This window comes from Isoptericola sp. Y541, assembly GCF_059445465.1.
The window spans coordinates 25383-51617 of sequence record NZ_JCAIUJ010000006.1 but is presented as its reverse complement, the minus strand read 5'-3'; the positions used below and the strand labels follow the sequence as shown (position 1 = coordinate 51617).

Here is a 26235-nt window from a genome sequence, read left to right as displayed (position 1 = left end):
CGTCACCGCAGGTGCTTGGCGAAGAAGTGCTCGGCGTACGGGTTGTCGTTGTACCGCGGGATCGGCCGGTAGCCCGCGCGCTCGTACATGGCGACGGCCTCGGTGAGGGTGCCGTTGGTGTCGAGCCGCACCTGGTCGTGGCCGAGGTCGCGACCCACGCCCTCCAGGTGCCGCAGCAGCCGGGAGCCGAGGCTGGCGCCGCGCCAGCCGGGGTGCACCCACATGCGCTTGATCTCCCCCACGCCGCCGGCTGCCCCGTCGGAGAGGGACTGCACCCCGCCGCAGGCGACGGGCTCGCCGTCGCTCGTCGCCACGACGAACGCCCCCGACGGCGGGCGCAGCCGGTCCGCGTCGGCGTCGGCGTCGTCGATGGCGAAGCCGCCGGGGAAGCGCTCGTCCAGCTCGGTCACATAGGCCCTGACGGCGGCGCGTGCGGGCGCCGCCGCCGGGTCCACGCGCTCGAGCGTGACGGTCGCGGCGCGCACCAGGAGGTCGGCCTCCGCGAGCGCCGCCGCGAGCCGGGCGCGCTGGCGCGGCGTGAGCGGCGTGACCAGGTCGCGGGCGCGGTCGGCGGAGCGTCGCTCGAGGTCCGCCCAGGCGCGGCGGCCGGCGGGGGTGAGGTCCACACGCCGGCGACGTCGGTCGTCGGGGTCGGGCACGACGGCGACGAGCCCGCCGGCCTCCAGGCGGCGCAGCAGGCGGCTCAGGTACCCCGAGTCGAGGCCGAGCCGGGCGCGCAGGTCGCGCGTGGTGCCGGGCTCGGTGCCGATCTCGAACAGCAGCCGCGCGGTGCCGAGCGGCATCCCCGTGCCGAGGAACGAGTCCTCGAGCGCGCCCACGCGCTGCGTGTAGCTGCGGTTGAACCGCCGCACGACGGCCACCTGCCCGTCGACGTCCCCGACCGCGCTCTCCACCCCGTCCGCCATACCTCTGACTTTAGTCAGAGATCTGTCTCAGAGGAACCCGTGTCGCCCGCGCTCACGCCGTCGTCGGGCCGGGAGCTCAGGGACGGGAGCTCAGGGTCGGCCACCGGTGCGGTGCCCACGAGCAGCCGGGCGTACTCCTCCTGCGGCGCGCCCAGCACGCGGGCCGTCGGCCCGGTCTCCACGACGTGCCCCGCCTGCATGACGGCCACCTGGCGAGCTGCGCCGCCGGGACGAAGGTCGCGCCGAACGCGAACTGGTCGTCGCCCGCGTCGGCGATGAGCCGCTGCGCCACGACGGTCTCGTCCTGGCCGAGCTCGAAGACGATCGAGTGGGGGCCGGCGGTCCGAACGTCGTCCGTGGCCTGGTCCCACTCCTCGTTGCGCCCGAGCGTGACGGCGGTGCCGGTGTCGGTGGCGAGGTCGGGCACCGCCTCGGTGCTGCCGTCAGGGTTGGCCTGCCACGCCGTGAGCCGGCGCTCGACCAGGCCGAGCGTGGCGATCGCGAGGTTCTGGCTCGTGGCCGGGGCCCAGTTTGATCGACGGCGCGGACGACAGGATGCACAGCACGGAGACCGCGCCGACGTCACCGGTGCGACGCTTCCGGCGCAGGTCAGGGCGTCTGTCCATGGAGCGACACACGGGTTCGAGTCGTGAGATCGCGCCGATTCGAGCGCCGCCGTGGATCTGGGAGAATGGCCGACCATGAGCGACTTCCCGACCCACGAGGCGCCGACCGCGCCCGCGCAGCCCCCCGCAGCGAGCTCGGCCACCGGCAGCTCCGCCGACGCCGTAGCCGGCGACGTCGTGCGCGCGGTGGTCCGGGAGGTACCGGACCGGGTCAGCCTCGACGGGCTGGAGCAGCGTTTCGACGAGCGCTGGACCGCCGAGGGCACCTACGCCTTCGACCGCTCCGCCACGCGCGAGCAGGTGTACTCGATCGACACGCCGCCGCCCACGGTCTCGGGCTCCCTGCACGTGGGCCACGTGTTCAGCTACACGCACACGGACACGGTGGCGCGCTTCTGGCGCATGCGGGGCAAGAAGGTCTTCTACCCGATGGGCTGGGACGACAACGGCCTGCCCACCGAGCGCCGGGTGCAGAACTACTTCGGCGTGCGCTGCGACCCGTCGCTCCCCTACGTCGAAGGCTTCGAGCCGCCGCACCAGGGCACCGACGGCAAGAACGTCAAGCCCGGCGACCAGGTGCCGGTCAGCCGCCGCAACTTCATCGAGCTGTGCGAGCGGCTCACCGCCGACGACGAGCGCCAGTTCGAGGAGCTGTGGCGCCGCCTGGGCCTCTCGGTCGACTGGGCGCAGAACTACCAGACCATCGACGCCACCTCCCGCTCCGCGTCCCAGCGCGCCTTCCTGCGCAACCTTGCGCGCGGCGAGGCCTACCAGGCCGAGGCGCCGGGCCTGTGGGACGTCACGTTCCAGACGGCGGTGGCGCAGGCCGAGCTCGAGGCCCGCGAGTACCCCGGGTTCTACCACCGGGTCGCCTTCCACCAGCCCGACGGCACCCCCCTGTACATCGAGACCACCCGCCCGGAGCTGATCCCCGCGGCGGTGGCGCTGATCGCCCACCCTGACGACGAGCGGTATCAGGGCCTGTTCGGCACCACCGTCACCTCTCCCCTGTTCGGCGTCGAGGTGCCCGTGCTCGCGCACCCGGCGGCCGCGAGGGACAAGGGCGCGGGCATCGCCATGTGCTGCACCTTCGGCGACCTCACCGACGTGCAGTGGTGGCGCGAGCTGCAGCTCGCCACGCGCTCCGTCATCCAGCGCGACGGGCGCCTGAGCCGCGAGACCCCCGCCTGGATCGCCGGCGGCCCCGGTGAGCAGCTGTACGCCGAGGCCCTCGCGGGCAAGACGGCGTTCTCCGCCCGCACCGCCGTGGTGGACGCGCTGCGCGAGTCCGGCGACCTCGACGGCGAGCCCACGGCCACCCAGCGCATGACGAACTTCTACGAGAAGGGCGACAAGCCCCTCGAGATCGTCACCTCCCGCCAGTGGTACATCCGCAACGGCGGGCGGGACTGGGAGGCGCGGGACCTGAAGGCCGAGCTGCTCGCCCGCGGCAAGGAGCTCGACTTCCACCCCGACTTCATGCGCGTGCGCTACGAGAACTGGGTGAACGGCCTCAACGGCGACTGGCTCATCTCCCGCCAGCGCTTCTTCGGCGTGGCCGTGCCGCTCTGGTACCCGATCACCGCGTCCGGCGACGTCGACCACGAGCACCCGATCGTGCCCTCGGAGGCCGAGCTGCCCGTCGACCCGACGTCGCAGGCCCCGGCCGGCTACGACGAGTCCCAGCGCGGCGAGCCCGGCGGCTTCGTCGGCGACGCCGACGTCATGGACACCTGGGCCACGTCCTCCCTGTCCCCGCTGATCGTGTCGGGCTGGGAGCGGGACCCGGACCTCTTCGGGCGCGTCTACCCGATGGACCTGCGCCCGCAGGGCCAGGACATCATCCGCACCTGGCTGTTCTCCTCGGTGGTGCGCTCGCACCTCGAGTGCGGCGTCCTGCCCTGGAAGCACGCCGCCATCAGCGGCTGGATCCTCGACCCGGACCGCAAGAAGATGTCCAAGTCCAAGGGCAACGTCGTCACGCCGATGGGCCTGCTCGAGGAGCACGGGGCCGACGCCGTGCGCTACTGGGCCGCGGCGGCCCGGCTCGGCACGGACGCGGCGTTCGAGGTCGGCCAGATGAAGATCGGCCGCCGCCTGGCGATCAAGGTGCTCAACGCGTCGAAGTTCGCGCTCACGTTCGGGGTGGACCCCGAGTCGGGCGCCGGGGAGATCGTGCTCGACCCGGCCCGGGTCACCGTGCCGCTGGACCGCGCGATGCTCTCCGGCCTGGCGAAGGTCGTGGAGCAGGCAACGGCCGCGTTCGAGGCCTACGACCACACCCGCGCGCTCGAGGTCACCGAGACGTTCTTCTGGGCCTTCTGCGACGACTACCTCGAGCTGGTCAAGGACCGCGCGTACGGCGCGGGCGCCGCGGCCACCGAGGTCACCGCCGAGACCGAGTCGGCCCGCACCGCACTGGCCGTCGCCGTCGACACCCTGCTGCGGCTCCTGGCGCCGTTCCTGCCGTTCGCCACCGAGGAGGTCTGGTCGTGGTGGCGCGCCGGCTCGGTGCACCACGCGGCCTGGCCGGTGGCAGCGCCGCTGCGCGCCGCCGCCGCGGACTCCGACCCCGTCCAGCTCACCGCGGCCGGGCACGCCCTCGCCGCGCTGCGCAAGATCAAGTCCGAGGCCAAGGTCTCGATGCGCACGCCCATCCTCAGCGCCTCGATGGCCGTGCCCGCCGCGCTGCTCGACGGCGTGCGGTCCGCGCTCGACGACGTCCGCGGCGCGGGCCGCGCCTCCGGCCCTCTCGACCTCGTCGAGGCCACCGAGGGCCAGGGCAACGCCGACGTCCAGGGCGGCATCGTCGTCACGGCGTCCGAGCTCGGCGAGCCCCCGGCCAAGAAGCCCAAGGCCTGACCTCGCCGCCGCCGGTTGAGCTTGTCGAAACCCAGCTCGGTTTCGACAGGCTCAACCAGCGGGAAGCTACCGGGGCGTCGTGAACCGGTCGCCGTCACCGCTCATGGTGGCGGCGACCTCCTTGGGCGTCCCGTCGTCGTGCCAGCGCAGCGTGGCGCCGACGCCGTCCATCAGGTCGACGGACCCCTCGGGCGCGAACGTCAGACCCGCGTCCTGCCCGATCGCCGCCCGCAGCAGCGCCGACGTCGCCGGCAGCTCCTCCAGGCCGTCGGTGACGCCGAGGTCTGCGAGGTCCTCCTGCGACGTCGCGATGTGCATCGGGTCCGGGCCGATCCACAGCGTGCGGCCGCCCAGCAGGCCGTTGACCCCACCCGCTCCCCCGGCGGCGGCGTCCGAGGCCGCCAGCGCCGAGGCGGCGTCCAGGGCGATCTGCTCGGCGAGCACCAGGGCCTTGACCTGCCCGCGCGAGAGCACCGCGACGACGTCGTCGATCGACGACACGGCGCCCTCCTCGCGGCCCTGGTCCTGCCGGTACTCCGCCAGCACCGACTCCCGGCGGCGCTCCCGGTAGGAGTCCAGGGCGTCCTCGACGTGCGCCGCGAAGTCGCCGGCGCGGATCCCGGGGCCACGCCCGCCGCCCGCGACCTCGACGGCCCGGCGGTCGGCGTCCTGGCCCAGCGCGGCGCGCACGAGCTTGACGGTGCGCACGTCGCCGGTCAGGAGCAGCACCTCCGGCCGGTGCTCGGCCACGCGGCGGTCGATCTCGGCGGCGATCGCCGTGGCGTTGCGCCCCCACGAGTCCTCCGCCCGCGCCTCGATCGTCGCCCGCTTGGTCCCCGGGCTCGAGGTCTTGCTCACCTCGTCGTGCGGGGCCGTGTAGGTCTCGCGGGAGCCGTTCGGCCGGCCGCCGGCGTCGCAGGGCCAGAAGTCGGCGCCGCTGCGGTCGACGGCGACGCACAGGGCGTCGACCGCCTCGTCGGCGGCGAGGGCCGCCTGCAGCAGGGCGGGGACGGGCAGCCACACCCCGGTCGCGACGGCGGGCGGATTGCGCAGCACGCGATCGACGACCACGCCGTCGTCCCCCGCGATCAGGACTCTGCCGTGTGTGCCGGCGGCCCACGTGGGCCGCAGCGCCACCTCCTCGAGCTGGTCGAGCACCGCGGCGGGTGCTGCCTGCCGCTCGAGGGAGCGTCGCACCGCTCGCCAGCGGTTCGCGACGTCCTTGTCGCCCGCCTCGGCCGAGCGCGTCGCGTCCAGGTAGACGGTCGCGAACGGTCCCGGACGGCCGACGAGGGGCTTGAGCCAGTCGATCTTCATCCGTGGTTCCCCCAGGGTTCCGTCGTCGGCTGTGGCATCCAGCGTGCGACGGATCCGCGCCGGGCGCCACTGCGTCCGGCCGGTGACCTCGGCCCGCGGGTCGAGGTCAGATCTCACCTCTTCAAGCGTAGGTGTCCAGCGGCGGGAGCTCGCCCTTGAGCTGCCCCGCGGCGTGCTCGGCGGCGATGATCTCGTGGTGCCGGATCACCTCGGAGACGATGAAGTTGCGGAACTGCTCGGTGAACTCCGGGTCCAACCCCGCGGCCTCCGCCAGGCCCTTGAGCCGGTCCACCTGCTGCCGGTCGCGAGAAGGGTCCGCCGGCGGGAGCCCGCCCACGGCCTTGAGCTCGCCCACCCGCCGGGTCATCTTGAACCGCTCCGCGAGCAGGTGCACCAGGGCCGCGTCGATGTTGTCGATGCTCGCGCGCAGCCCGAGGATCTCCTGCGGCATCTCGTCAGGGGTGTCGTGCATGGGTCGATCCTACGAGGCGTGGCGAGCGTGTAAGGTCCCTCTTCGGCCTCGACAGGCCTCGATACCGCACGGCCGAAGGGCCATCCCGCACGGAGAGTGAGCAGATGACGGTCGCGACGACGCCGAGCCTGGTGGACGTGCCCGCGGGCACGAGCATCAGCACGCTGCTGGCGGAGCGCGTCGCCCGGGCCGGTGACCGCACGCTGATCGAGCGGCGGGAGCAGGCCGGCGGCCCGTGGGTCGCCGTCACGGCGGCGGAGTTCGCCGCCGACGTCCTCACGGTCGCGCGCGGTCTCGTCGCCCACGGCGTCCAGGCGGGCGACCGGGTCGGCATCATGTCGCGCACGCGCTACGAGTGGACGCTCCTCGACTTCGCCCTCTGGGCGGTGGGCGCGGTGGTCGTGCCGGTCTACGAGACGTCGTCCCCGGACCAGGTGCGCTGGATCTTCTCGGACTCCGGCGCCCGGCTCGTGATCGTCGAGACGCCGGCCCACGCCGACGCCGTCAAGCACGTGCACGACGACCTGCCCGGCCTCGAGGACGTCCTCGTGATCTCGACGGGCGCGGTCGCCGACCTCCGCGAGGCCGCGGCGACCGTGGCGGCGCGCGACGTGGTGGCCCGCCGCGACGCCGTGCGGCGCGACGACCTCGCGACGATCGTCTACACGTCCGGGTCGACGGGTCGCCCCAAGGGCGCCGAGCTCACGCACGGCAACTTCGCCCACCTCGCGATGAACGCCCGCCTGGCGCTCCCCGAGGTGCTGGACGCCGACGGGGCTCGCACGGTGCTGTTCCTTCCCCTCGCGCACGTCTTCGCGCGGCTCATCCAGGTCGCCGCGATCGCCAGCAACAGCGTGCTCGGCCACCTGTCGGACGTCCGGACGCTCACGATGGACCTCGGCACGTTCCGGCCCACGTTCCTCCTCGCCGTGCCGCGCGTCTTCGAGAAGGTCTACAACTCGGCCGAGCAACGCTCCGGGTCGGGGGCACGGCGCCGCGTGTTCGGCTGGGCCGCGCGTGTGGGGGGCGAGTACTCGCGGGCGCTCGACGCCGGAACCGTGCCGGCCGCCCTCCGGGCGCGGCACGCCGTCGCCGACCGCCTCGTCTTCCGGGCGCTGCGCGCGGCGATGGGCGGGCGCCTGCGGTACGCGATCTCCGGCGGTGCGCCGCTCGGCGAGCGGCTCGGCCACTTCTTCCGCGGTGCTGGGATCACCGTGCTGGAGGGGTACGGGCTCACCGAGACGACCGCACCCACCGCGGTGAACCTGCCGTCCGACCTGCGCATCGGCACCGTCGGACCGCCCTTCCCCGGGACGTCCGTGCGGGTGGACGACGACGGCGCCGTCCACGTCGCCGGCCCGCACGTGTTCCGGGGGTTCCGGGGACGGCCCGACCTGACGGCCGAGGCCCTGGTGGACGGGTGGTTCCGCACCGGCGACCTCGGGGCGCTCGACCACGGGCAGCTGCGGATCACCGGCCGCACCAAGGAGATCATCGTGACGGCGGGCGGCAAGAACGTCGCGCCCGCCGTCCTGGAGGACCGGGTGCGCGCCCACTCGCTGGTCTCGCAGGTGGTCGTGGTCGGCGACGCCCGACCCTTCATCGGTGCCCTGGTGACCCTGGACACCGAGATGCTGCCGGGGTGGCTCGCGACGCAGGGCGTCCCGCCCATGTCGGTGGGTGCGGCGCGCACCGACCCGCGGGTGCTCGCGGCCCTCGACACCGCCGTCGAGGATGCCAATGCGGCCGTGTCCCGCGCCGAGTCGATCCGCAAGGTGCGGGTGCTGGAGGGTGACTTCACGGAGGCGAACGAGTACCTCACGCCGTCCCTCAAGGTGAAGCGGGATCTCGTGCTGCGCGACTTCGCCCGCGAGGTCAACGCCCTCTACGCTGGTTGAGCCTGTCGAAACGCTGGTTGAGCCTGTCGAAACCGGGTTTCGACAGGCTCAACCAGCGATGGTGCTCAGGCGCTCTTCTCGCGCGGGGCGCGGCGGCGCACCGGGGACGTGCGCGGCACGATCGTCGGGTTCACGTTCTCCAGCACGACGTCGCGCGTCACGACCACCCGCTCCACGTCGTCGCGGCTCGGCACGTCGAACATCACCTGCTGGAGGACCTCCTCCATGATGGCGCGCAGCCCGCGCGCGCCCGTCCCCCGCAGCAGCGCCTGCTCGGCGATCGCCTCGACGGCGTCGGTCTCGAACTCCAGCTCGACACCGTCGATCTCGAACATCCGCTGGAACTGCTTCACGAGGGCGTTGCGCGGCTCGGTGAGGATGCGCACCAGGGCCTCCCGGTCGAGCGGCGAGACCGCGGCGATGACGGGCAGGCGCCCGATGAACTCCGGGATGAGCCCGTACTTCTGCAGGTCCTCGGGCCTGACCTCCGCGAACAGGTCCTCGTCGGCGGTGCTCTCCATGGGGGCGCCGAAGCCGATGCCCCGCTTGCGAGACCGGGAGGCGACGATGTCGTCCAGCCCCGCGAATGCGCCGGCCACGATGAACAGCACGTTCGTGGTGTCGATCTGGATGAACTCCTGGTGCGGGTGCTTGCGCCCGCCCTGCGGGGGTACCGACGCGGTGGTGCCCTCGATGATCTTCAGCAGCGCCTGCTGCACGCCTTCGCCGGAGACGTCTCGCGTGATCGACGGGTTCTCGGCCTTGCGGGCCACCTTGTCGACCTCGTCGATGTAGATGATGCCGGTCTCGGCCTTCTTGACGTCGTAGTCGGAGGCCTGGATCAGCTTGAGGAGGATGTTCTCGACGTCCTCGCCCACGTACCCGGCCTCCGTGAGCGCCGTGGCGTCCGCGATGGCGAAGGGGACGTTGAGCATCTTGGCCAGCGTCTGGGCGAGGTAGGTCTTGCCGGTGCCGGTGGGGCCGATGAGCAGGATGTTCGACTTCGCGATCTCGATGGCGTCGTCGCCGTCGCGCGCCGTCTCCCCCGCCTGCACCCGCTTGTAGTGGTTGTACACCGCCACCGCGAGGGCCCGCTTGGCGGGCTCCTGGCCGATCACGTACTGCTCGAGGAAGTCGAAGATCTCGCGCGGCTTGGGCAGCTCCGTGAGCCCCAGCTCCGCCGCCTCGCCGAGCTCCTCCTCGATGATCTCGTTGCACAGGTCGATGCACTCGTCGCAGATGTACACGCCTGGGCCGGCGATCAGCTTCTTGACCTGCTTCTGCGACTTTCCGCAGAACGAGCACTTGAGCAGGTCTGCACCGTCACCGATCCGAGCCACCGGGAGCCTCCATGTCCTGAGTGCTGGTCCTGATTGCGGGGCCTGGTCAGGTCCTGCGTCCATTCCACACCACGGGGGCCGCCTTGTCAGCCGCGCCCCTCGGTGCGTCGCTACGCGGGGTCCGCCACATTCGCCCATCCGGGGCGGCGGACCCCGCGCCGTCGCACGTCAGCTCGCTGTGAGGACGGCCGGCTTGCGGCTCTCGAGCACCTCGTCGACGAGCCCGTAGTCCTTGGCCTGGGCGGCCGTGAGGATCTTGTCGCGCTCGATGTCGTCGCGGACCTGGTCCTGGGTCTTGCCCGTGTGCAGGGCGAGGGTCTCCTCGAGCCACTCCCGCATGCGGATCAGCTCGTTGGCGTGGATCTCGATGTCCGAGGCCTGGGCGTAGCCGCCGCCCTCCATCGCGGGCTGGTGGATGAGCACCCGCGCGTTCGGCAGCGCGAGGCGCTTGCCCTTCTGCCCGGCCGCCAGCAGCACGGCCGCGGCGGACGCCGCCTGACCGAGGCAGACGGTCTGGATCTGCGGCTTGACGAACTGCATCGTGTCGTACAGCGCCGTCATGGCGGTGAACGAACCCCCGGGGGAGTTGATGTAGATCATGACGTCGCGGTCCGGGTCCTGAGACTCCAGGACCAGCAGCTGCGCCATGACGTCGTCCGCGGACGCGTCGTCGACCTGGACGCCCAGGAAGATGATGCGGTCCTCGAACAGCTTGGTGTAGGGGTCCTGGCGCTTGAAGCCGTAGGCGGTGCGCTCCTCGAACTGCGGCAGGACGTAGCGGGACGACGGCGCGCCGTGCGGCAGCGCGACGCCGCCGGGGCGGCCGGCGGCGCCGGCCAGGCTCTGCGCCCGCATGGCGAACTGGTACTCGTCGGAGTAGCTCACGGTGTTCTCTCCTCGGTGGAAGTCTGGGGTTCCTCGCTGGGTCGGGGTGGGCGCGGCATCAGGACGCCGCCGTGCCACCACCGCCGGAGACCGAGGAGGCCGTCGTGACGAGGCTGTCGACGAAGCCGTACTCGAGCGCCTCGGGAGCGGTGAACCAGCTGTCGCGGTCGTTGTCCTTGAGGATCTTCTCGAGCGGCTGGCCCGTCTGCTCCGCCGTCAGCTCGGCGAGGACCTTCTTCATGTGCATGATGAGCTGGGCCCCGATCCGCACGTCGGTCGCGGTGCCGCCGACGCCGCCGGAAGGCTGGTGCATCAGCACGCGGGCGTGGGGGGTGATGTAGCGCTTGCCCTTGGTGCCCGAGGAGAGCAGGAACTGCCCCATGGAGGCGGCCATGCCCATCGCGATGGTCGCCACGTCGGGCTGGATGTACTGCATCGTGTCGTAGATCGCCATGCCGGCCGTGATGGAGCCGCCGGGGCTGTTGATGTACAGCCAGATGTCCTTGTCCGGGTCCTCCGCGGCCAGCAGCATCATCTGGGCGCAGATGGCGTTCGCGTTCTCGTCGCGCACCTCCGAGCCCAGCCAGATGATGCGCTCCTTGAGGAGCCGGTTGTAGATGGAGTCGTTGAGGCCGAGTCCCGGGCCATCGGCGCGCGCCACCGGCGCCGCACCGTCCATCCGCAGCAAGTCGTTCACGTCCATCTCCTTCGTCATCGCCGTCGATCGACCCTAACGTGCGGCAGCCACGCAAAACGTCCCGGCGGCGGGCCTTTCGCTGCGGGCGCACACAGGGCGCCGCCGGCGGACGCGCTCAGCCCCCGTGCGCCCCGCACAGGGCGCGGGCCGCCCGACGCGCGGTGGCGAACGGGTCCGCGGGGACGCCCGTGCCCGACCCGGCGAGGGCCCCGTCGTAGAGCAGCACGAGCGCATCCGCGAGCTCGGCGGGGTGGACGAAGCCGGCGGCGCGGCACTCGGCCCGCATCAGGTCGCGGACCCACCCCTTCTGCCGCGACACCTCGAGGGCGACCGGGTGCTGCGGGTCGTCGATCTCCGCGCGTGCGTTGATCGCCGCGCACCCCCGCCCGCCCTCCGCGGCCATCCAGTCCGCGACCGCATCGAACAGCACGAGCGCGCGCTCGACCCCGGGCTCGGGACGCTCGGCCAGGCGTGCCCGGAGGAACTCCTCCCACCGGGCGTCACGGCCGTGCAGGTAAGCGACCTCCAGCGCCTCCTTCGAGCCGAAGCGGTCGTAGAGCGTCTTCTTGGTGACCCCCGCCTCCGCGGCGATCGTGTCGACCCCGACCGCGTGCAGCCCGCGGGCGTAGAACAGCCGCGACGCCGCCTCGAGGATCCTGCGCGCGGCCGGGGTGAGGGTGCTCTGCTCCGCCATGCGTTCGACTATACCGGTCTGTATAGTCGCACGCATGACTAAACAGATCGGTATACCTCCGGGCCTCGTCCTCGTCGGCGCCTCGGCTGCCTTCGTGCTGTCCTGGAGCTCGGGCTTCCTCGCCGCGAAGGTGGGGACCGCCGGCGCCCCCGCGCAGACGGTGCTGCTCTGGCGGTTCCTCGTCGTCGCCGTGGTGCTGAGCGCGACGCTCGCCCTCGCCGGCCGAGCACGGGGCCGACGCACCGGCCCGCGGTTCCCGGCGCGCGCGGGCCCGGCGGCCCACCTCGTCCGCCCTCGGGCGGCGGCCCACCACATCGCGGTCGGGCTGCTCTCCCAAGTCGGGTACGTGCTGCCCGTCTACGGCGCGATCGGGCTGGGCGTGAGCACGGGCGCGACGTCGCTCGTGGACGCCGTGCAGCCGGTACTGGTGGCCACCCTCGTCGGCCCGCTCCTGGGGCTGCACGTGCGCGGTGCGCAGTGGCTCGGGCTGGGGACGGCCTTGGGCGGCGTCACGCTCCTCGTCGCCGCCGACGTGCGCGTCACGACGGCACCCGCCTGGGCGTACGCGCTTCCGCTGGTCGCGGTGGCCTCGCTCGTCGCCGCCACGTTCCTCGAGCGTCGCCGGCCCGCGATGCTGCCCGCGACGCCGATGCTGGCGCTGCACACGACGGTCGCCGCCGGGGCGCTCGCCGTGCTGACGCTCGCCACCGGCACGGCCGTCCCGCCCGCCGACCCGAGCTTCTGGGCCTCCGTGACGTTCCTCGCGCTGGTGCCCTCGTTGGCGGCCTACGGGCTCTACTGGTACCTGCTGCGGCGCGTGGACGTCACGCTCCTCAACGCCCTGCTGTTCCTGGTGGTCCCGACGACGACGCTCGCGGGGGCCGCACTGTTCGGCGAGCCGCTCACCGCCGCCACGGCGGCCGGGCTGGTGCTCGCCGGCCTCGGCGTCGCCGCGGTGATCCGCGGCGAACGACGCCCGTCCCCACGCTCCGCGAACCAAGCTGCGGACCAAGCTGCGGGCCAAGCTGCGGGCCAAGCTGCGGACCAGGCGGTCGGGGCGGGCTGACGCGCCACAGACGCCGACGGCCCGCACCCCGGAGGGGGCGCGGGCCGTCGGACACGGCGCCGGACGAGCCGGCGGGGCGAGCCTGGATCAGGCCTTCGCGGCCTCCTCGGGCTGCTCCTCGCCGGCCTCGGTCGACTCGACGGCAGCGTCCTCGGTCGTCTCGGCGGCGGCCTCGACCTCGGCGGTCGCGGCGTCCTCCTCGTCGGTGCCGATGAACTCGGCCAGGTCGACGACGTTGCCGTCGGCGTCCTTGACCTCGATCTCGCGCAGGGCGACGGCGAGCGCCTTGGAGCGCGCGACCTCACCGACCATGGCGGGGATCTGACCGCCCTGGTCGAGCGTGGAGATGAACTGGTTCGGGTCCATGCCGTACTGCTGCGACGCCTGCACCAGGTACTCGACGAGCTCGCCCTGGCCCACCTGCACCTCGAGCTTCTCGGCGAGCGTGTCGAGCAGGATCTGGTTCTTGAGGGCCTTGGTGGCGTCCACGGTGACCTCGGCCCGGTGCTCGTCGTCCTCGAGCCGGTCCTCCGACTCCAGGTGGCGGTGCACCTCGGCCTCGACGGCGCCTGACGGGACCGGCACCTCGACGGTCTCGAGCAGCTTCTCGAGCAGCAGGTCGCGCGCGGCGACGGCCTGGTTCGACGTCTTGATCGACGCGACCTGCTCGCGCAGGTCCGCGGTCAGCTCCTCGAGGGTGTCGAACTCCGAGGCGAGCTGGGCGAAGTCGTCGTCCGGCGTCGGCAGGTCCCGCTCCTTGACGGCGGTGGCCGTGACGGTGACCTGCGCCTCCTCGCCCTCGTGCTCGCCGCCGGCGAGCTTCGTGACGAAGGTCGTGGTCTCGTCCGTCGACAGGCCGGTGAGGGCCTCGTCCAGACCGTCCAGCATGTTGCCGGCGCCGATCTGGTAGGAGACGCCGGAGACCGAGTCGACCTCCTCGTCGCCGACGACCGCCTTGAGGTCGATGACGATGTAGTCGCCCTCGACGGCGGGCCGGTCGACGCCCACGAGGGTGCCGAAGCGCTCGCGCAGCGCGTCGAGGCGCTCCGTGACGTCCTCGTCGCTGACCTCGGTCGAGTCCACGGCGATCTCGATGGTCGACAGGTCCGGCAGGGTGATCTCCGGGCGGACCTCGACCTCGGCGGTGAACGCGAGCTGGCCCTCGCCGGCGTTCGCGGGGACCTCGGTCACCTCGACCTCCGGCTGACCGAGCGGGCGCAGCGACTCGGCCGTCACGGCGTCGCGGTAGAAGCCCGAGAGAGCGTCGTTCACGGCGTGCTCGACGACGGCGCCCCAGCCGACCCGCTGGTCGATGATGCGCGGGGGGACCTTGCCCTTGCGGAAGCCGGGGATGTTCACCTGCTCCGCGATGTGCTTGTAGGCGTGGTCGATGCTCGGCTTGAGCTCGTCGTACTCCACCTCGACGGTCAGCTTGACCTTGGTGGGATCCAGGGTCTCGACGGCGCTCTTCACTTCGATGGTCTCCAACGGTTTGGGTGCGTGCGCGCACATCTCACCGGCGCGAGCCGGCCTGGTTGCTGCGGCGCGGGATGCGGGACCGTACGACGGACGTACGGGCAACCCGTCCATCCTACGTCACGGGCTGGGACGTCAGGGGCAGGTGTAGGTGACGTTGCCCTGGACGTGCTCGCCGGGGCCGAGGTCGTTGCAGACCTCGATGAAGTGGTTGGCGGCGACGCCGATGGCCACCCCCAGGATGATCGTGCCGATCAGCACGATCGCGCCGACGACGATGCCGGCGATCGCGACGCCGTTCGGCTGGCCGACCTTGCGCGACTTGGCCAGGCCGACGATCGAGAGGATCAGGCCGACCAGCGAGAGCGGGCCGAGGAACGCGAGCACCAGGCCGACGATGCCGAGCGTCTTGCCCGGGTTCTCGGGCTGGGGCTGACCGTACGTCGGGGAGTACTGGCCAGGCTGGGCGGGGTAGGGCTGGCCGGGGTACGGCTGCCCCGGCGCGGGCTGACCCGCCGGCGGCTGGTAGCCGGGGTAGGCGGGTGGCGCCTGCTGCGGGTCGGCACCACCTGCGGGGGCCGGCGCGCCGCCCTCCTCGGGGGTGCCAGGCGTGGTGGGGTCCGGAGTGGTCATCTGGTTCTCCTCGCGCGTCGGTCGCCGACGCTCGGCGATCATGATGCGCGATCCTTCCAGATCGGCCCCGCCCGTGGGCGGCGGCCGCCATGGGACCGCTCCGTCCACGCCGCGTCGGGGTGACAGGATTCGAACCTGCGACCCTCTGCTCCCAAAGCAGATGCGCTACCAAGCTGCGCCACACCCCGCGGCCCGCCGCGCCGGCCGGCGCGGGGCCCCGGCCAGTGTAATGCGCCGCCCGCCCCTCCCAAAGCGCCACGACGTGCGCGAACGGCGGCTCACGGGGCCGAGCACCTTTGCTAGGGTGAGCCAGCGTTCCGACGCCGACGGGCCGCGCCCGTGGACCGGCGTCGAGCAGTGCGGGCGTAGCTCAATGGTAGAGCCCCAGTCTTCCAAACTGGCTACGCGGGTTCGATTCCCGTCGCCCGCTCCCCCCTTCGACACCCCGCCGACACGTTCCCCGCGGCCCGAGGTGTGCGCCGATTCATCGAGTATGTCGATCGATGGGATGCGCCTTGTCGATCGGTCGACGCGTGGCTAGGCTCGGCGCCGCAGGCGGTGCGGACGCGCCACCTCGTCCCGCGGCAGACAGCCACGGGGCAGCGACACAGTGAGGGGGCAGGGCATGACGAACCTCGTTGCCCCCGTCGCCTCTCTTGTGGCCTCCTCGCTCCCGTTCGGGACGGTGTCGGCGTCGATGCCCCGCACCCCGGCGTGCGCCGCGACGACGACGCCGCGATGCTGTCGGTAGAGCGTCCACGCCACGCCCGACCCGTCCCTCGACGGGTCCCGGCGACCGTGCGGCGCTCACACCGACCTGCCTCCGCCCGCACGCTTCGAGAAGGATCACCATGGCCCGCATCTACGACGACGCCACCGAGCTCATCGGCCGTACCCCGCTCGTCCGGCTCAACCGCCTCACCGCAGGGCTCCGCGCCACCGTCGTCGCCAAGCTCGAGTTCTACAACCCTGCCAACTCTGTGAAGGACCGCATCGGCGTCTCGATCGTCGATGCGGCCAAGTCGTCCGGCGCCCTGAAGCCGGGCGGCACGATCGTCGAGGGCACGTCGGGCAACACCGGCATCGCGCTCGCCTGGGTGGGCGCCGCCCGCGGCTACAAGGTCGTCCTCACCATGCCGGAGACGATGTCGAAGGAGCGTCGTGCCCTGCTGCGGGCCTACGGGGCCGAGCTGGTGCTCACCCCGGGTGCCGACGGCATGAAGGGCGCGCTCGCGGCCGCCGAGAAGATCGCGGCCGAGCGCCCCGGCGCCGTCCTCGCCCAGCAATTCGCCAACGAGGCCAACCCGCGGATCCACCGCCAGACCACCGCCGAGGAGATCTGGGTGGACACGGACGGCGAGGTCGACATCGTCGTGGCGGGCATCGGCACCGGCGGCACGATCACGGGCGTCGGGCAGGTCCTCAAGGAGCGCAAGCCCGAGGTGCAGATCGTCGCAGTCGAGCCGGCCGAGTCGCCGATCCTCACCGGCGGCAACCCCGGGCCGCACAAGATCCAGGGCCTGGGCGCGAACTTCGTGCCCGAGATCCTCGACACCTCGGTGTACGACGAGGTCATCGACGTCGACGCCGAGACGTCGGTGGAGCTCGCGCGCCGTGCGGCGAAGGAGGAGGGCCTGCTGGTCGGCATCTCCTCCGGCGCCGCGATCGCCGGGGCCCTGGAGGTCGCCAAGCGTCCGGAGAACGCCCACAAGCTGATCGTCGTGATCATCCCGGACTTCGGCGAGCGCTACCTGTCCACGATCCTGTACTCGGACCTGCTGGACTGACGTGACCACTCCTCCCGGCCCCCGCGACCCAGGCGGCACGGACGGCGCCGTCGACCACCCCATGCCGGCCGGGCACCGCCCGGGTCTGCGGCACCTGCTCGAGATCCTCGCCGAGGACCTCGAGGCCGCGCACGCGCACGACCCGGCGGCCCGGTCCCGGTTCGAGGTGGCGCTGGGCTACCCGGGCGTGCACGCCGTGTGGGCGCACCGGATCACCCATCGCATGTGGCACCGGCCGGGCCTGCGGCTGCCCGCGCGGCTCCTGTCGCAGGTCGCACGCTGGATCACCGGGATCGAGATCCATCCCGGGGCGCGCATCGGGCGGCGGCTCTTCATCGACCACGGGATGGGCGTGGTCATCGGGCAGACGGCGGTGGTCGGCGACGACTGCGTCCTGTTCCACGGCTCCACGCTGGGCGGCCGCTCCATGACCCGCGGCAAGCGGCACCCGACGCTGGGCGACCGCGTCATGGTGGGGGCGGGCGCCAAGGTGCTCGGGCCGCTGTGGATCGGTGACGACGCGCAGATCGGCGCCAATGCCGTGGTCGTCAGGGACGTGCCCACGGGCATGGTCGCCGTCGGCGTGCCGGCCCACGCGCGCACGCCCGGGCACCGGCCGGACCACGGCCAGCACGTCGAGGACGCGTCGGAGCTGCTCGAGTACGTGATCTGAGCGCGCCGGCCTGGTTTGTTCTAGTTCCCCTAGAACAAGTAGGCTCGCCGCGTGCTCTGGACGATCGACTCCGCCGGCGACGAGCCGCTATATGCGCAGCTCGTCGCACAGGTGCGCCTCGCCGTCGCACACGGCAGGCTCGTGCCCGGCGAACGGCTGCCCGCCGCACGCGAGCTGGCCGCCTCGCTCGACCTCAACATGCACACCGTCCTGCGCGCCTACCAGGTGCTGCGCGACGACGGCGTCGTCGAGCTGCGGCGTGGCCGCGGCGCCGTCGTCGCGTCGTCCGCGGCTGACCTGTCGGTCGTCGAGCTCGCGCTGACCGAGCTGGTGGCCGCGGCGCGGGCGGCGCGACTGTCCCCGGAGACCACCACCACCCTCGTCAAGGAGGCGATGTGCCGATGACCACCACTCCCCCGCCCGTCGACCAGCAGGCCGACACCGCACCCGAGGCCTGGCGCCCCCGAGCCCGCCGGGCCATGGCCTGGGCCTCGCTCGCCGGCGGCCTCCTGGCGCTCGGCGCGGCCGGTGTGGCCTGGTCGTGGCGGGGCGAGCTGCCCCGCGAGGTCGCCTCGCACTGGAGCGGAGGCGGCGCGCCCGACGGGTTCTCGACGACGGCCGGCCTCGTGGGCGTCTTCGTGGCGCTCGCCGTCGGGCTGCTCGCGCTGTTCTACGCCATCGGGACCGTCGCCGGCGCCGACGCGTCGACGCGACGCGTCGCGGCCGGGGGCAGCGTGTGGTCGGGCGGTTTCGTCGCGGTCGTCCTGCTCACCACCCTGGCTGCGCAGCGCGGGCTCACCGACGTCTCGCAGGTGACGATCCCGGGCTGGGTGATCGCCGTTGCGGTCCTGGTCCCGCTCGTGCCCGCCGCCGTCGCGGCCGCCCTCGTGCCCGGCGACCCCGCGCTCCCCGCCGCCGCGCAAGTCGCCGACGACGCGCCACGCACGGCGCTACTCCCCGGCGAGCGCGCCGTCTGGCTGCGCCGCGCGACCGGCGGGCCGGGCCTCGCCGTCGGGATGATCGCCATCCTCCTGACCACCCTCGTCGCGGTCATGACCGGCGAGTGGACGATGCTGGCCGTCCCCCTGCTGCTCACCGGGCTCTTCGTGGCGATGTTCGCGTTCATGGTGCGCATCGACGCCACCGGCCTGACCGTGCGCTCCACGGCCCGCTGGCCGGGCACGCACGTCCCGGCGGACGAGGTGCTGCGGGCGTCGGTGGCCCAGGTCCGCCCGCTGCGCGAGTTCGGAGGCTGGGGCTGGCGAATCGCCCGCGACGGGCGGGTCGGCGTGGTGCTGCGCTCCGGCGAGGCGCTGGTCGTCGAGCGCACGGGCGGCAGGTCGTTCACCGTCACCGTCGACGACGCCGCCGAGGCCGCGGCGCTGCTGAACACGATGGCCGAACGCGCCCGCTGAGCCGGCGCACCTCACGTACCGGCGTCAGGTGAGAAGCTCGCGGTGGGCCTCGGCGAGCACCCGGGGCGCCTTGGCGAGCCAGGCGTCCACGAGAAGCTCGCGCAGGGCGCCCTCCGCCGTCGCATCGAGCCGCACGAGCACGGCCGGGACGCCATCCAGGTGCGGGATCGTGAAGGCCTCCCCGGGCCGCGCGGCGAGCACCGCCTCCTTCTCACCGAGGTCGTCGACCATGACGGCGAGGATCGGCCCGTCCGGGACGGGCGCATCGCCGAAGCGACGCACGTCGGCCTTGCTGAACGGCCGCTCCCACGCGAACACCGCACCCCGCACCGCCCAGGCGCGGTGGCGGAACGTCGTGGTCTCGGTGACGTCGGGCAGCGCTTCGGCGTCGCGGGCGACGTCGTCGATCGTGGCCATGGTCCGAACGTAGCCCGGCGACGCCGCACCGCACCTCCGGCCGTCGGCTAGGGTGTGACCTGCGTTACCCCATACTCCCGGTACCGGAAATCTCGACGGTCTCATCTCCACGAGGAGCACCCGCCCCATGAGCACGCTGCGCATCGGCATCCAGACCGGCTACTGGTCCCGCCGGCCCCCGAAGGGCATCGTGCCCGCGCTGGTCGCGGCCGAAGCGCTGGGGCTGGACTCGGTCTGGACCGCGGAGGCGTACGGGTCGGACGCCTTCACCCCGCTCGCCTGGTGGGGCTCGCGCACCCGCCGGATCCGTCTCGGCACCGGCATCGCGCAGATGGCCGCCCGCACCCCCACGGCCACGGCGATGCAGGCGATCACGCTCGACCACCTCTCCGGCGGGCGGTTCGTGCTGGGCCTCGGGGCGTCCGGGCCACAGGTCGTCGAGGGCTGGTACGGCCAGCCCTACCGGCGCCCGCTGGCCCGCACCCGCGAGTACGTGGACGTCGTGCGGCAGGTGTTCGCCCGCGAGCGCCCCGTCACCGCGAGCGGAGACTTCTACCGCCTCCCGCTGCCGGCGGACGCGCCCGGCGCCACCGGACTCGGCAAGGCGCTCAAGCCCACCGTGCACCCGCTCCGGACCGACATCCCGATCGTGCTGGCTGCGCAGGGCCCCCGGAACGTCGCGCTCGCCGCGGAGATCGCCGACGGGTGGATGGCCGGCTTCTACGCCCCGCGCGCCGACGCCGAGCACCGCGAGCTGCTGGCCACCGGCTTCGCGCAGCGTGCCGCCGAGCGCACGGCGTCGTCGGAGTTCGAGGTACTCGCGACCGTGCCCGTCGTCGTGCGCGACGACGTCGAGGCCGCCGCGGACGTCATCCGGCCGCACATCGCCCTGTACGCGGGCGGGATGGGGTCCAAGGAGGCGAACTTCCACAAGGCCTCGCTCGACCGCCTCGGGTACGCGTCCGCGATGGACGAGGTGCAGGAGCTCTTCCTCGCGGGCCGCCGGGACGACGCCGCGCGGGCCGTGCCGACCGAGCTGGTCGAGGAGATCGCGCTGGTCGGGCCGGCCGCCAAGGTGGCCCGCGATCTCGCCCGCTGGGACGGCACCGCATTGACCACCATGCTGCTGCAGGGCGACCCGTCGTCGATGCTCACCGTCCTCGCCGCCGCCCAGGCCGCGCGCCGGGACGCCGACGGCGGCACCCCGCTGGCCGCCCGCCTGCGCGCGGGCGCCGGCTCGCTGGCGGCGCGGGTGGCGCCGAAGAAGGCCTAGCTGTCCCGACCCCCGCACCAACCCAGGAAGCCGCGCACGTAACCCGCGAGCGGCAATTCGGGCGTTGTTCGGGTAGTCGCGGAACAGTGCCGGCTGGACCTCGTCGTTGCCCTCGCGGGAGACGAGGGCGACGTCGTGCTCCCAGGTGTCGGGGCTGACCAGGCTCGGGTCGGGCACGCCGTGCAGGTACGCGGTCTCCGGTGGACGGTCGAGACTCCCCGCACGCCCGGCCGGCCGGCCGCCGACATGGTCCTCGCCTGGGCGGCCACCGAAGAGCAGCTACCGGGCCGGCTGCGGCAACCGGGGCAAGGCACGCCCCCACTACGAGCGCACCCGCTGGCCCGTTCGCCGCGCGCTCCCGGCGGGCGATCACGGTGCCTCCGGGGCCGCCTCGGGGAACCAGACCGCTCGCCGCAGGTCCACGCGACGGCCGTCCCGGGTGAGCGGGCAGCCCTCGGCCCGCAGCGCGTCCAGCGCGGCCGTGAGATGGCGGACCGGCGGGGACCCGGCGGCGTTGACCACGCGCCACCAGGGCACGGGATGGTTGTCCTGCGCCGGGCCCACCACGACGGCGTCCTCAGGAACGAGGTGGGCGTACCGGTCGCCGGACCCGGCCATGACGTTCCCGACCTGCCGCGGCCCGCCGCGGCCCAGCGCCTCGCCGACGATCTCCGCGATCAACCCGTACGTCATCGCCCGCCCCGACGGGATACGGCGGGCCAGGTCGAGCACCGCGGCGGCGTACTCCTCGACGGCGTCCACACGCCGACCCTAGTGGTCGAAATGGGCTGGCCCGTCGCCGCCCGCCGCGCCACGATCGGGGGGTGACCTCCGCCTCCGCCGCCCTGCCCGCCGGCTACCGCTCCCGCCAGCTCACCGCCGCCGACCGCCGCGCCCTCCTCGACCTCGACACGTGGGCGTTCCCCGCGTCGCAGTCGGTCGACGACTTCGACGACATGGTCCTGCCCGTGACCTGGGAGCGGACGGTCGGCGTCGAGAGCCCGACCGGCGGTCCCCTCGCCGCACTGCGTGCGTCGTACCCCTTCCCACGGTTCCCCGTGCCCGGCGGCGAGCTGCCCACGGCGGGGCTGACCTGGGTGGGCGTGCACCCGCAGCACCGCCGTCGCGGCCTGCTCACCGCCATGATCGACGACCACCTGACCCGCTGCCGCGAGCGCGGCGAGCCGCTGTCCGCGCTCTTCGCCGCTGAGACCGCCATCTACGGCCGGTTCGGCTACGGCAAGGCCGCCGACGACCTGCGGCTGAGCATCCCCCGCGGCGCCGCCCTGCGCGACGTGCCGGGCGCCGACGAGCACACCGTGCGCATCGAGCACGCCGACCGGGAGCGTCACGGCGAGCTCGTGGCGCGGCTGCACCGGGCGCCCGGCCTCACGACCGGGGCCGGGGCTGCCGGCCTCAACCGGCCCGGCTGGGCCACCCGCGAGACCGAGGAGCTGTGGGCGAGCTACTGGTCCGACCCGAAGTCCTTCCGCTCCGGCGGCCGCGAGTCCCTGCGCATCGTCGTCGTCGAGCGTGACGGCGAGCCGCGCGGTTACGCGATGTTCCGGCGCACCCTCGGGTGGGAGCCGACCGGCCCCCGCGGCACCGTGCACGCGGGCGAGGTCGTGGCCCTCGATGCCCCGGCGGCCCGCGCCCTGTGGGGCGTGCTCCTCGACCTGGACCTCATGAGCGCCACCGAGCCGTTCCTGCTGCCCGTCGACGACCCGATCGCGAGCCTGCTCGTCAACCCGCGCGCCGCGGCGCCCCGCGTGGCGGACAACGTGTGGGTGCGCCTCGTCGACGTGCCCACGGCGCTCGCCGGGCGGCGCTACCAGGCCGACGTCGACGTGGTGCTCGGCGTCACCGACGCCCGCCTGGCCGACAACGCCGGCTCGTGGCGCCTGCGGGCCGGCGCGTTCGGGGAGTCGACCTGCGAGCGCACGGACGCCGCGCCCGATCTCGAGCTCGACGTGCGGGAGCTGGGCTCCGCCTACCTGGGCGGGACGTCGCTCGCGGCCCTCGCGGGTGCCGGGCTCGTCGTCGAGCAGACGCCCGGCGCGCTCGCCGGCGTCGCCGCCGCGTTCGGCTGGCCCGTGGCCCCCGCGTGCGGCTGGGTGTTCTGACCTGCTCAGACCTGGCTGCTCAGACCTGGCTGCTCAGACCTGACAGACGCCGCACCAGAACAGGTTGCGGCCCGCGAGCTCCTTGGTGAGCACGGGCGCGCCGCACACCCGGCACGGCAGCCCGTCGCGGTGGTAGACGTAGAACGCCTCGTCGGCGGGCACGGCGCCGGGCGCGCCGTCGGTGTTCTGCCGGGTGCGGCGGCCGGCGTCGTGCACACCGTCGGGCACCCGGTGCTCCGGGCGGGTCGTGACGATCGCGCCGGTCGCGGCGCCGTCGCGCATGAGCACGACGAGGTCGTCCCAGATCGACGCGAGCGTCCCGGCAGAGACGTCGCGGCCGGGGCGCAGCGGGTCGAGGCCCGCGCGGAACAGCGCCTCGGCGCGGTAGATGTTGCCCACCCCGGCGACGACCGCCTGGTCCATGACCTGCTGGCCGACGGTCACTCGCGACCGGCGGACGCGCGCGACGAAGGCGGCGCGCGCCGCGTCCAGCGTCCCCCGGCCGCCGTCAGCGCGAATCGGGTCCGGGCCCAGGCGGGCCTCGACCCCCGCCTTCTCGGCAGGCGTCAGCACCTCGCACGCGGTCGGCCCCGTGAGGTCGGCGACGGCGTGCTCGCCCAGCAGCCGCACCCGCACGGCGCCGCGCGGCGGGGGTGGTGCCCACTCGCCGGGACCGTCGACGCCGCTCTCGGTGCCCGTCGGGGTCGTCTCCCGCTCGCCGATGCGCCGGCGGGGCGCGCCGATCGCGTGCACGATCCTGCCGCCGGACTCCCCTGAGCCTGCCGAAAAGTCGCCGTCGAACGTCCACGCCCCGTACAGGCCCAGGTGCACCCGCAGCCAGCGCAGGTCCTCCCCCGGGCCGAACCCGCAGAAGAGCTGCTTGCCCCACGCCTCCGCCGCCACGAGGGTGCGGCCGTCGAGCAGCGCAGCGCCCGCCTCGAACCGACCCTGCGGGCTCGAGACCCGCAGCGGCCGGCCGCCGAACAGTCCCTCCACCGCCCGCGCGAGGCGGTGGACGGTGTGACCTTCTGGCACGTCAGGCGATCACGTCAGGAAATGGCCGAGACGTCGTGCGACGCCTCGTACGCGGCCAGCTTGTCGATGCGGCGCTGGTGGCGCGCGTCGCCGCTGAAGGGCTCGACGACGAAGGCCTCGACAAACGCCGTCGCCTCCTCGACCGGGTGCATGCGGCCGCCGACCGCGATGACGTTCGCGTCGTTGTGCTGGCGGCCGAGCGTCGCGGTCTCCAGCGACCAGGCCAGCACGGCGCGCACGCCGACGACCTTGTTGGCCGCGATCTGCTCCCCGTTCCCCGACCCACCGATGACGACGCCCAGCGACCCGGGCTCGGCGACGACGGCCTCGCCCGCGGCGATGCAGAAGGCCGGGTAGTCGTCCTGCGGGTCGTAGGCGTACGCCCCGTGGTCGACGACGTCGTGGCCAGCGGCCCGGAGGTGGTCGACGAGATGGGACTTGAGCTCGTATCCGGCGTGATCGGCGGCGATGTGCAGACGCATGCCCACATTCTCCCCTACGGCGCGTCGGCGGCGAGCCGTAGGGTGTCGCCATGACTGCCGACGCCACCGGGCTGAGGTCCGGCATCGACCTGTCCGCACTCGACGATGCCGTCCGCCCGCAGGACGACCTGTACCGCCACGTCAACGGCCGCTGGCTCGACCAGCACGAGATCCCCGCCGACCGCGCGATGGACGGCGCGTTCCGCGCCCTGCACGACCTCTCCGAGGAGCGGGTGCGCGCCATCATCACGGACCTTGCGGCCACCGAGGGGCTCGACCCTGCGTCGACGCCCGCCAAGATCGGAGCCCTGTACGCCGGCTTCCTGGACACGGACCGCGTGGAGCAGCTCGGCACCGGGCCTCTGGCCGGCGAGCTCGCGCAGATCGCCGACGCAGCGACGCCCGCCGACCTCGTCAGGGTGCTCGGCGCCCTGCAGCGCACCGGCGGCGGCGGCGCCGTCGCCTTCTACGTGGACAACGACGCCAAGGACCCCGAGACCTACGTGACCTACCTCGTCCAGGGCGGGATCGGCCTCCCCGACGAGGCGTACTACCGGGAGGACCAGTACGCGCCGGTCCGCGAGAAGTACGCGCCGCACGTGGCCCGCATGCTCGGTATCGCCGGCGTCGCCGCCGACTCTTCCTGGGGGGTCGGCGCCGAGGACGCGGCCGCCCGCGTCGTCGCCCTCGAGACGAATCTGGCCGCCCACCACTGGGACGTGGTGCGCGACCGCGACGCCGACCTCACCTACAACCCGATGACGCTCGCCGACCTGGTCGAGCGGGCCCCTGGCTTCGACTGGCGCACATGGGCCGAGTCCCTCGGCGCCCCGGCCGGGACGCTGGACGCCCTCGTGGTGCGCGAGCCGTCGTTCGCCACGGGTTTCGCCGAGCTGTGGACCTCCGAGCCCCTGGCCGACTGGAAGCTGTGGGCGGCCTATCACCTGATCACCGCCCGCGCCGCCTACCTGGACACCGCGACCGTCGAGGCCAACTTCGACTTCTACGGCCGCACCCTCTCGGGCGCCCAGGAGGTCCGCGACCGGTGGAAGCGCGGCGTCGCGCTCGTGGAGAGGGCGCTCGGCGAGGCCGTCGGCGAGCAGTACGTGGCCCGGCACTTCCCGCCCGAGCACAAGGAGCGGATGGACGCCCTCGTGGCGCACCTCGTGGCCGCGTACCGCGAGTCGATCGAGCAGCTCGACTGGATGACGCCCGAGACCAAGGTCAAGGCCCTCGCGAAGCTCGAGCGCTTCACGCCCAAGGTCGGGTACCCCGTGAAGTGGCGCGACTACGCCGCGCTCGAGGTCGACGCCACCGACCTGGTCGGCAACGTGCGCCGCGCCCACGCCTTCGAGCAGGACTACGAGCTCGGCAAGATCGGCCGGCCGATCGACCGCGACGAGTGGTTCATGACGCCGCAGACGGTCAACGCCTACTACAACCCGGGCATGAACGAGATCGTCTTCCCCGCGGCCATCCTCCAGCCGCCGTTCTTCGACCCGGACGCCGACGACGCCGTGAACTACGGCGGCATCGGCGGCGTCATCGGCCACGAGATCGGCCACGGGTTCGACGACCAGGGCTCGAAGTACGACGGCGACGGGCGCCTCGAGGACTGGTGGACCGAGACGGACCGCACCGAGTTCGAGAAGCGGACGAAGGCGCTCATCGCCCAGTACGACGGCTTCCGGCCGGCGCAGCTCCCGGCCGACGGCCCGCACGTCAACGGCGCCCTGACCATCGGCGAGAACATCGGCGACCTCGGCGGCCTGTCGATCGCCATCAAGGCCTACGGGATCGCGCTCGGCAAGCCGCTCGACGAGGCGCCGGTCGTGGACGGGCTCACCGGCCTCCAGCGCATCTTCCTCGGCTGGGCGCAGGTGTGGCAGTCCAAGGGTCGCGACGAGGAGATCGTGCGGCGCATCGCCACCGACCCGCACTCCCCCAACGAGTTCCGCTGCAACGGCGTGGTCCGCAACCTCGACGAGTTCCACGCCACCTACGGCGTGGAGCCGCTCGACGCGCTGTGGCTCGCTCCCGAGGAGCGGGTGCGCATCTGGTGACGCACCGTCCTACCGCTGGTTGAGCAGCGCCACCGCTGGTTGAGCAGCGCCACCGCTGGTTGAGCCTGTCGAAAC

Annotated in this window: 24 protein-coding genes and 2 tRNA genes; 11 read left to right on the top strand and 15 right to left on the bottom strand. The window is 73.2% G+C overall.

Annotated features, from left to right (window positions below):
- Positions 1-2: 2 nt before the first annotated feature.
- Both AC1C2V_RS13830 and AC1C2V_RS13825 read right to left on the bottom strand, forming a co-directional pair.
- On the bottom strand, positions 3-926 hold the full coding sequence (locus AC1C2V_RS13830; protein WP_495390202.1) for a bifunctional helix-turn-helix transcriptional regulator/GNAT family N-acetyltransferase: 924 nt from the start codon (positions 924-926) through the stop codon (positions 3-5).
- 76 nt (positions 927-1002) lie between these two features.
- Complete coding sequence (locus tag AC1C2V_RS13825; protein ID WP_495390201.1) at positions 1003-1512, bottom strand: hypothetical protein; 510 nt, start codon at positions 1510-1512, stop codon at positions 1003-1005.
- 115 nt (positions 1513-1627) lie between these two features.
- Here AC1C2V_RS13825 and valS point away from each other — a divergent pair, with 115 nt between their 5' ends.
- Entirely contained in the window at positions 1628-4414 is a 2787-nt protein-coding gene (gene valS, locus AC1C2V_RS13820) for a valine--tRNA ligase (RefSeq protein WP_495390200.1), read from the top strand.
- 66 nt (positions 4415-4480) lie between these two features.
- Here the strand turns inward: valS and AC1C2V_RS13815 are convergent, their stop codons facing one another.
- Positions 4481-5848 (bottom strand): baeRF2 domain-containing protein, encoded by a 1368-nt coding sequence (locus AC1C2V_RS13815; RefSeq protein ID WP_495390199.1) that lies wholly within the window; start codon positions 5846-5848, stop codon positions 4481-4483.
- Positions 5849-5852: 4 nt separating this feature from the next.
- Positions 5853-6203 carry a chorismate mutase gene (locus AC1C2V_RS13810; RefSeq protein ID WP_495390198.1) on the bottom strand — a complete coding sequence of 117 codons (351 nt, stop codon included), beginning with the start codon at positions 6201-6203 and terminating at the stop codon, positions 5853-5855.
- A gap of 104 nt (positions 6204-6307) precedes the next feature.
- On the opposite strand from AC1C2V_RS13810, the gene AC1C2V_RS13805 reads away from it, so the two are divergent.
- Positions 6308-8101 (top strand): AMP-dependent synthetase/ligase, encoded by a 1794-nt coding sequence (locus AC1C2V_RS13805; RefSeq protein ID WP_495390197.1) that lies wholly within the window; start codon positions 6308-6310, stop codon positions 8099-8101.
- Between the two features lie 65 nt (positions 8102-8166).
- Here AC1C2V_RS13805 and clpX read toward each other — a convergent pair whose 3' ends face one another.
- From clpX to AC1C2V_RS13785, 4 genes are all read right to left on the bottom strand, one after another.
- Positions 8167-9441 carry an ATP-dependent Clp protease ATP-binding subunit ClpX gene (gene clpX / locus AC1C2V_RS13800; protein ID WP_495390196.1) on the bottom strand — a complete coding sequence of 425 codons (1275 nt, stop codon included), beginning with the start codon at positions 9439-9441 and terminating at the stop codon, positions 8167-8169.
- A gap of 168 nt (positions 9442-9609) precedes the next feature.
- The gene (locus AC1C2V_RS13795; RefSeq protein WP_495390433.1) at positions 9610-10296 is read right to left on the bottom strand and encodes an ATP-dependent Clp protease proteolytic subunit; all 687 of its coding nucleotides are present in this window, start codon (positions 10294-10296) and stop codon (positions 9610-9612) included.
- Between the two features lie 88 nt (positions 10297-10384).
- Entirely contained in the window at positions 10385-11029 is a 645-nt protein-coding gene (locus tag AC1C2V_RS13790; RefSeq protein WP_495390432.1) for an ATP-dependent Clp protease proteolytic subunit, read from the bottom strand.
- Positions 11030-11138: 109 nt separating this feature from the next.
- A complete protein-coding gene (locus AC1C2V_RS13785; protein ID WP_495390195.1) occupies positions 11139-11717 on the bottom strand; it encodes a TetR/AcrR family transcriptional regulator in 579 nt (192 codons plus the stop codon).
- A 34-nt stretch (positions 11718-11751) separates the two neighbouring features.
- Here AC1C2V_RS13785 and AC1C2V_RS13780 point away from each other — a divergent pair, with 34 nt between their 5' ends.
- On the top strand, positions 11752-12783 hold the full coding sequence (locus tag AC1C2V_RS13780) for a DMT family transporter (protein WP_495390194.1): 1032 nt from the start codon (positions 11752-11754) through the stop codon (positions 12781-12783).
- Positions 12784-12870: 87 nt separating this feature from the next.
- On the opposite strand, the gene tig is transcribed toward AC1C2V_RS13780, so the two are convergent.
- The 3 genes from tig to AC1C2V_RS13765 form a co-directional block, all read right to left on the bottom strand.
- Entirely contained in the window at positions 12871-14256 is a 1386-nt protein-coding gene (gene tig, locus AC1C2V_RS13775; protein ID WP_495390193.1) for a trigger factor, read from the bottom strand.
- A gap of 138 nt (positions 14257-14394) precedes the next feature.
- On the bottom strand, positions 14395-14892 hold the full coding sequence (locus AC1C2V_RS13770; RefSeq protein WP_495390192.1) for a DUF4190 domain-containing protein: 498 nt from the start codon (positions 14890-14892) through the stop codon (positions 14395-14397).
- Positions 14893-15006: 114 nt separating this feature from the next.
- Positions 15007-15080: transfer RNA gene (locus AC1C2V_RS13765), tRNA-Pro, on the bottom strand.
- Between the two features lie 171 nt (positions 15081-15251).
- On the opposite strand from AC1C2V_RS13765, the gene AC1C2V_RS13760 reads away from it, so the two are divergent.
- The 5 genes from AC1C2V_RS13760 to AC1C2V_RS13740 all read left to right on the top strand — a co-directional run bounded on the left by AC1C2V_RS13760 (position 15252) and on the right by AC1C2V_RS13740 (position 18767).
- Positions 15252-15322, top strand: a tRNA-Gly gene (locus AC1C2V_RS13760).
- Between the two features lie 421 nt (positions 15323-15743).
- A complete protein-coding gene (gene cysK, locus AC1C2V_RS13755; RefSeq protein ID WP_495390191.1) occupies positions 15744-16679 on the top strand; it encodes a cysteine synthase A in 936 nt (311 codons plus the stop codon).
- A 61-nt stretch (positions 16680-16740) separates the two neighbouring features.
- The gene (gene epsC, locus AC1C2V_RS13750) at positions 16741-17352 is read left to right on the top strand and encodes a serine O-acetyltransferase EpsC (protein ID WP_495390431.1); all 612 of its coding nucleotides are present in this window, start codon (positions 16741-16743) and stop codon (positions 17350-17352) included.
- Between the two features lie 51 nt (positions 17353-17403).
- Positions 17404-17757: a GntR family transcriptional regulator gene (locus tag AC1C2V_RS13745; RefSeq protein ID WP_495390190.1), complete on the top strand. Its 354-nt coding sequence runs from the start codon at positions 17404-17406 to the stop codon at positions 17755-17757.
- Positions 17754-18767 (top strand): DUF1648 domain-containing protein, encoded by a 1014-nt coding sequence (locus tag AC1C2V_RS13740; RefSeq protein ID WP_495390189.1) that lies wholly within the window; start codon positions 17754-17756, stop codon positions 18765-18767. The genes AC1C2V_RS13745 and AC1C2V_RS13740 overlap by 4 nt, the downstream gene beginning before the upstream one ends.
- Positions 18768-18791: 24 nt before the next feature.
- Here the strand turns inward: AC1C2V_RS13740 and AC1C2V_RS13735 are convergent, their stop codons facing one another.
- On the bottom strand, positions 18792-19184 hold the full coding sequence (locus tag AC1C2V_RS13735; RefSeq protein ID WP_495390188.1) for an MmcQ/YjbR family DNA-binding protein: 393 nt from the start codon (positions 19182-19184) through the stop codon (positions 18792-18794).
- Positions 19185-19320: 136 nt separating this feature from the next.
- Between AC1C2V_RS13735 and AC1C2V_RS13730 the strand changes: the two genes are divergently transcribed.
- A complete protein-coding gene (locus AC1C2V_RS13730; protein WP_495390430.1) occupies positions 19321-20457 on the top strand; it encodes an LLM class F420-dependent oxidoreductase in 1137 nt (378 codons plus the stop codon).
- A gap of 369 nt (positions 20458-20826) precedes the next feature.
- Here AC1C2V_RS13730 and AC1C2V_RS13725 read toward each other — a convergent pair whose 3' ends face one another.
- The gene (locus AC1C2V_RS13725) at positions 20827-21219 is read right to left on the bottom strand and encodes an MGMT family protein (protein ID WP_495390187.1); all 393 of its coding nucleotides are present in this window, start codon (positions 21217-21219) and stop codon (positions 20827-20829) included.
- Between the two features lie 62 nt (positions 21220-21281).
- Between AC1C2V_RS13725 and AC1C2V_RS13720 the strand changes: the two genes are divergently transcribed.
- On the top strand, positions 21282-22580 hold the full coding sequence (locus tag AC1C2V_RS13720; RefSeq protein ID WP_495390186.1) for a GNAT family N-acetyltransferase: 1299 nt from the start codon (positions 21282-21284) through the stop codon (positions 22578-22580).
- Between the two features lie 33 nt (positions 22581-22613).
- On the opposite strand, the gene AC1C2V_RS13715 is transcribed toward AC1C2V_RS13720, so the two are convergent.
- On the bottom strand, positions 22614-23615 hold the full coding sequence (locus AC1C2V_RS13715) for an Fpg/Nei family DNA glycosylase (protein WP_495390185.1): 1002 nt from the start codon (positions 23613-23615) through the stop codon (positions 22614-22616).
- A 14-nt stretch (positions 23616-23629) separates the two neighbouring features.
- Positions 23630-24097 carry a ribose-5-phosphate isomerase gene (locus AC1C2V_RS13710; protein ID WP_495390184.1) on the bottom strand — a complete coding sequence of 156 codons (468 nt, stop codon included), beginning with the start codon at positions 24095-24097 and terminating at the stop codon, positions 23630-23632.
- Between the two features lie 50 nt (positions 24098-24147).
- On the opposite strand from AC1C2V_RS13710, the gene AC1C2V_RS13705 reads away from it, so the two are divergent.
- Entirely contained in the window at positions 24148-26160 is a 2013-nt protein-coding gene (locus AC1C2V_RS13705) for a M13 family metallopeptidase (protein ID WP_495390183.1), read from the top strand.
- Positions 26161-26235 lie beyond the last annotated feature (75 nt).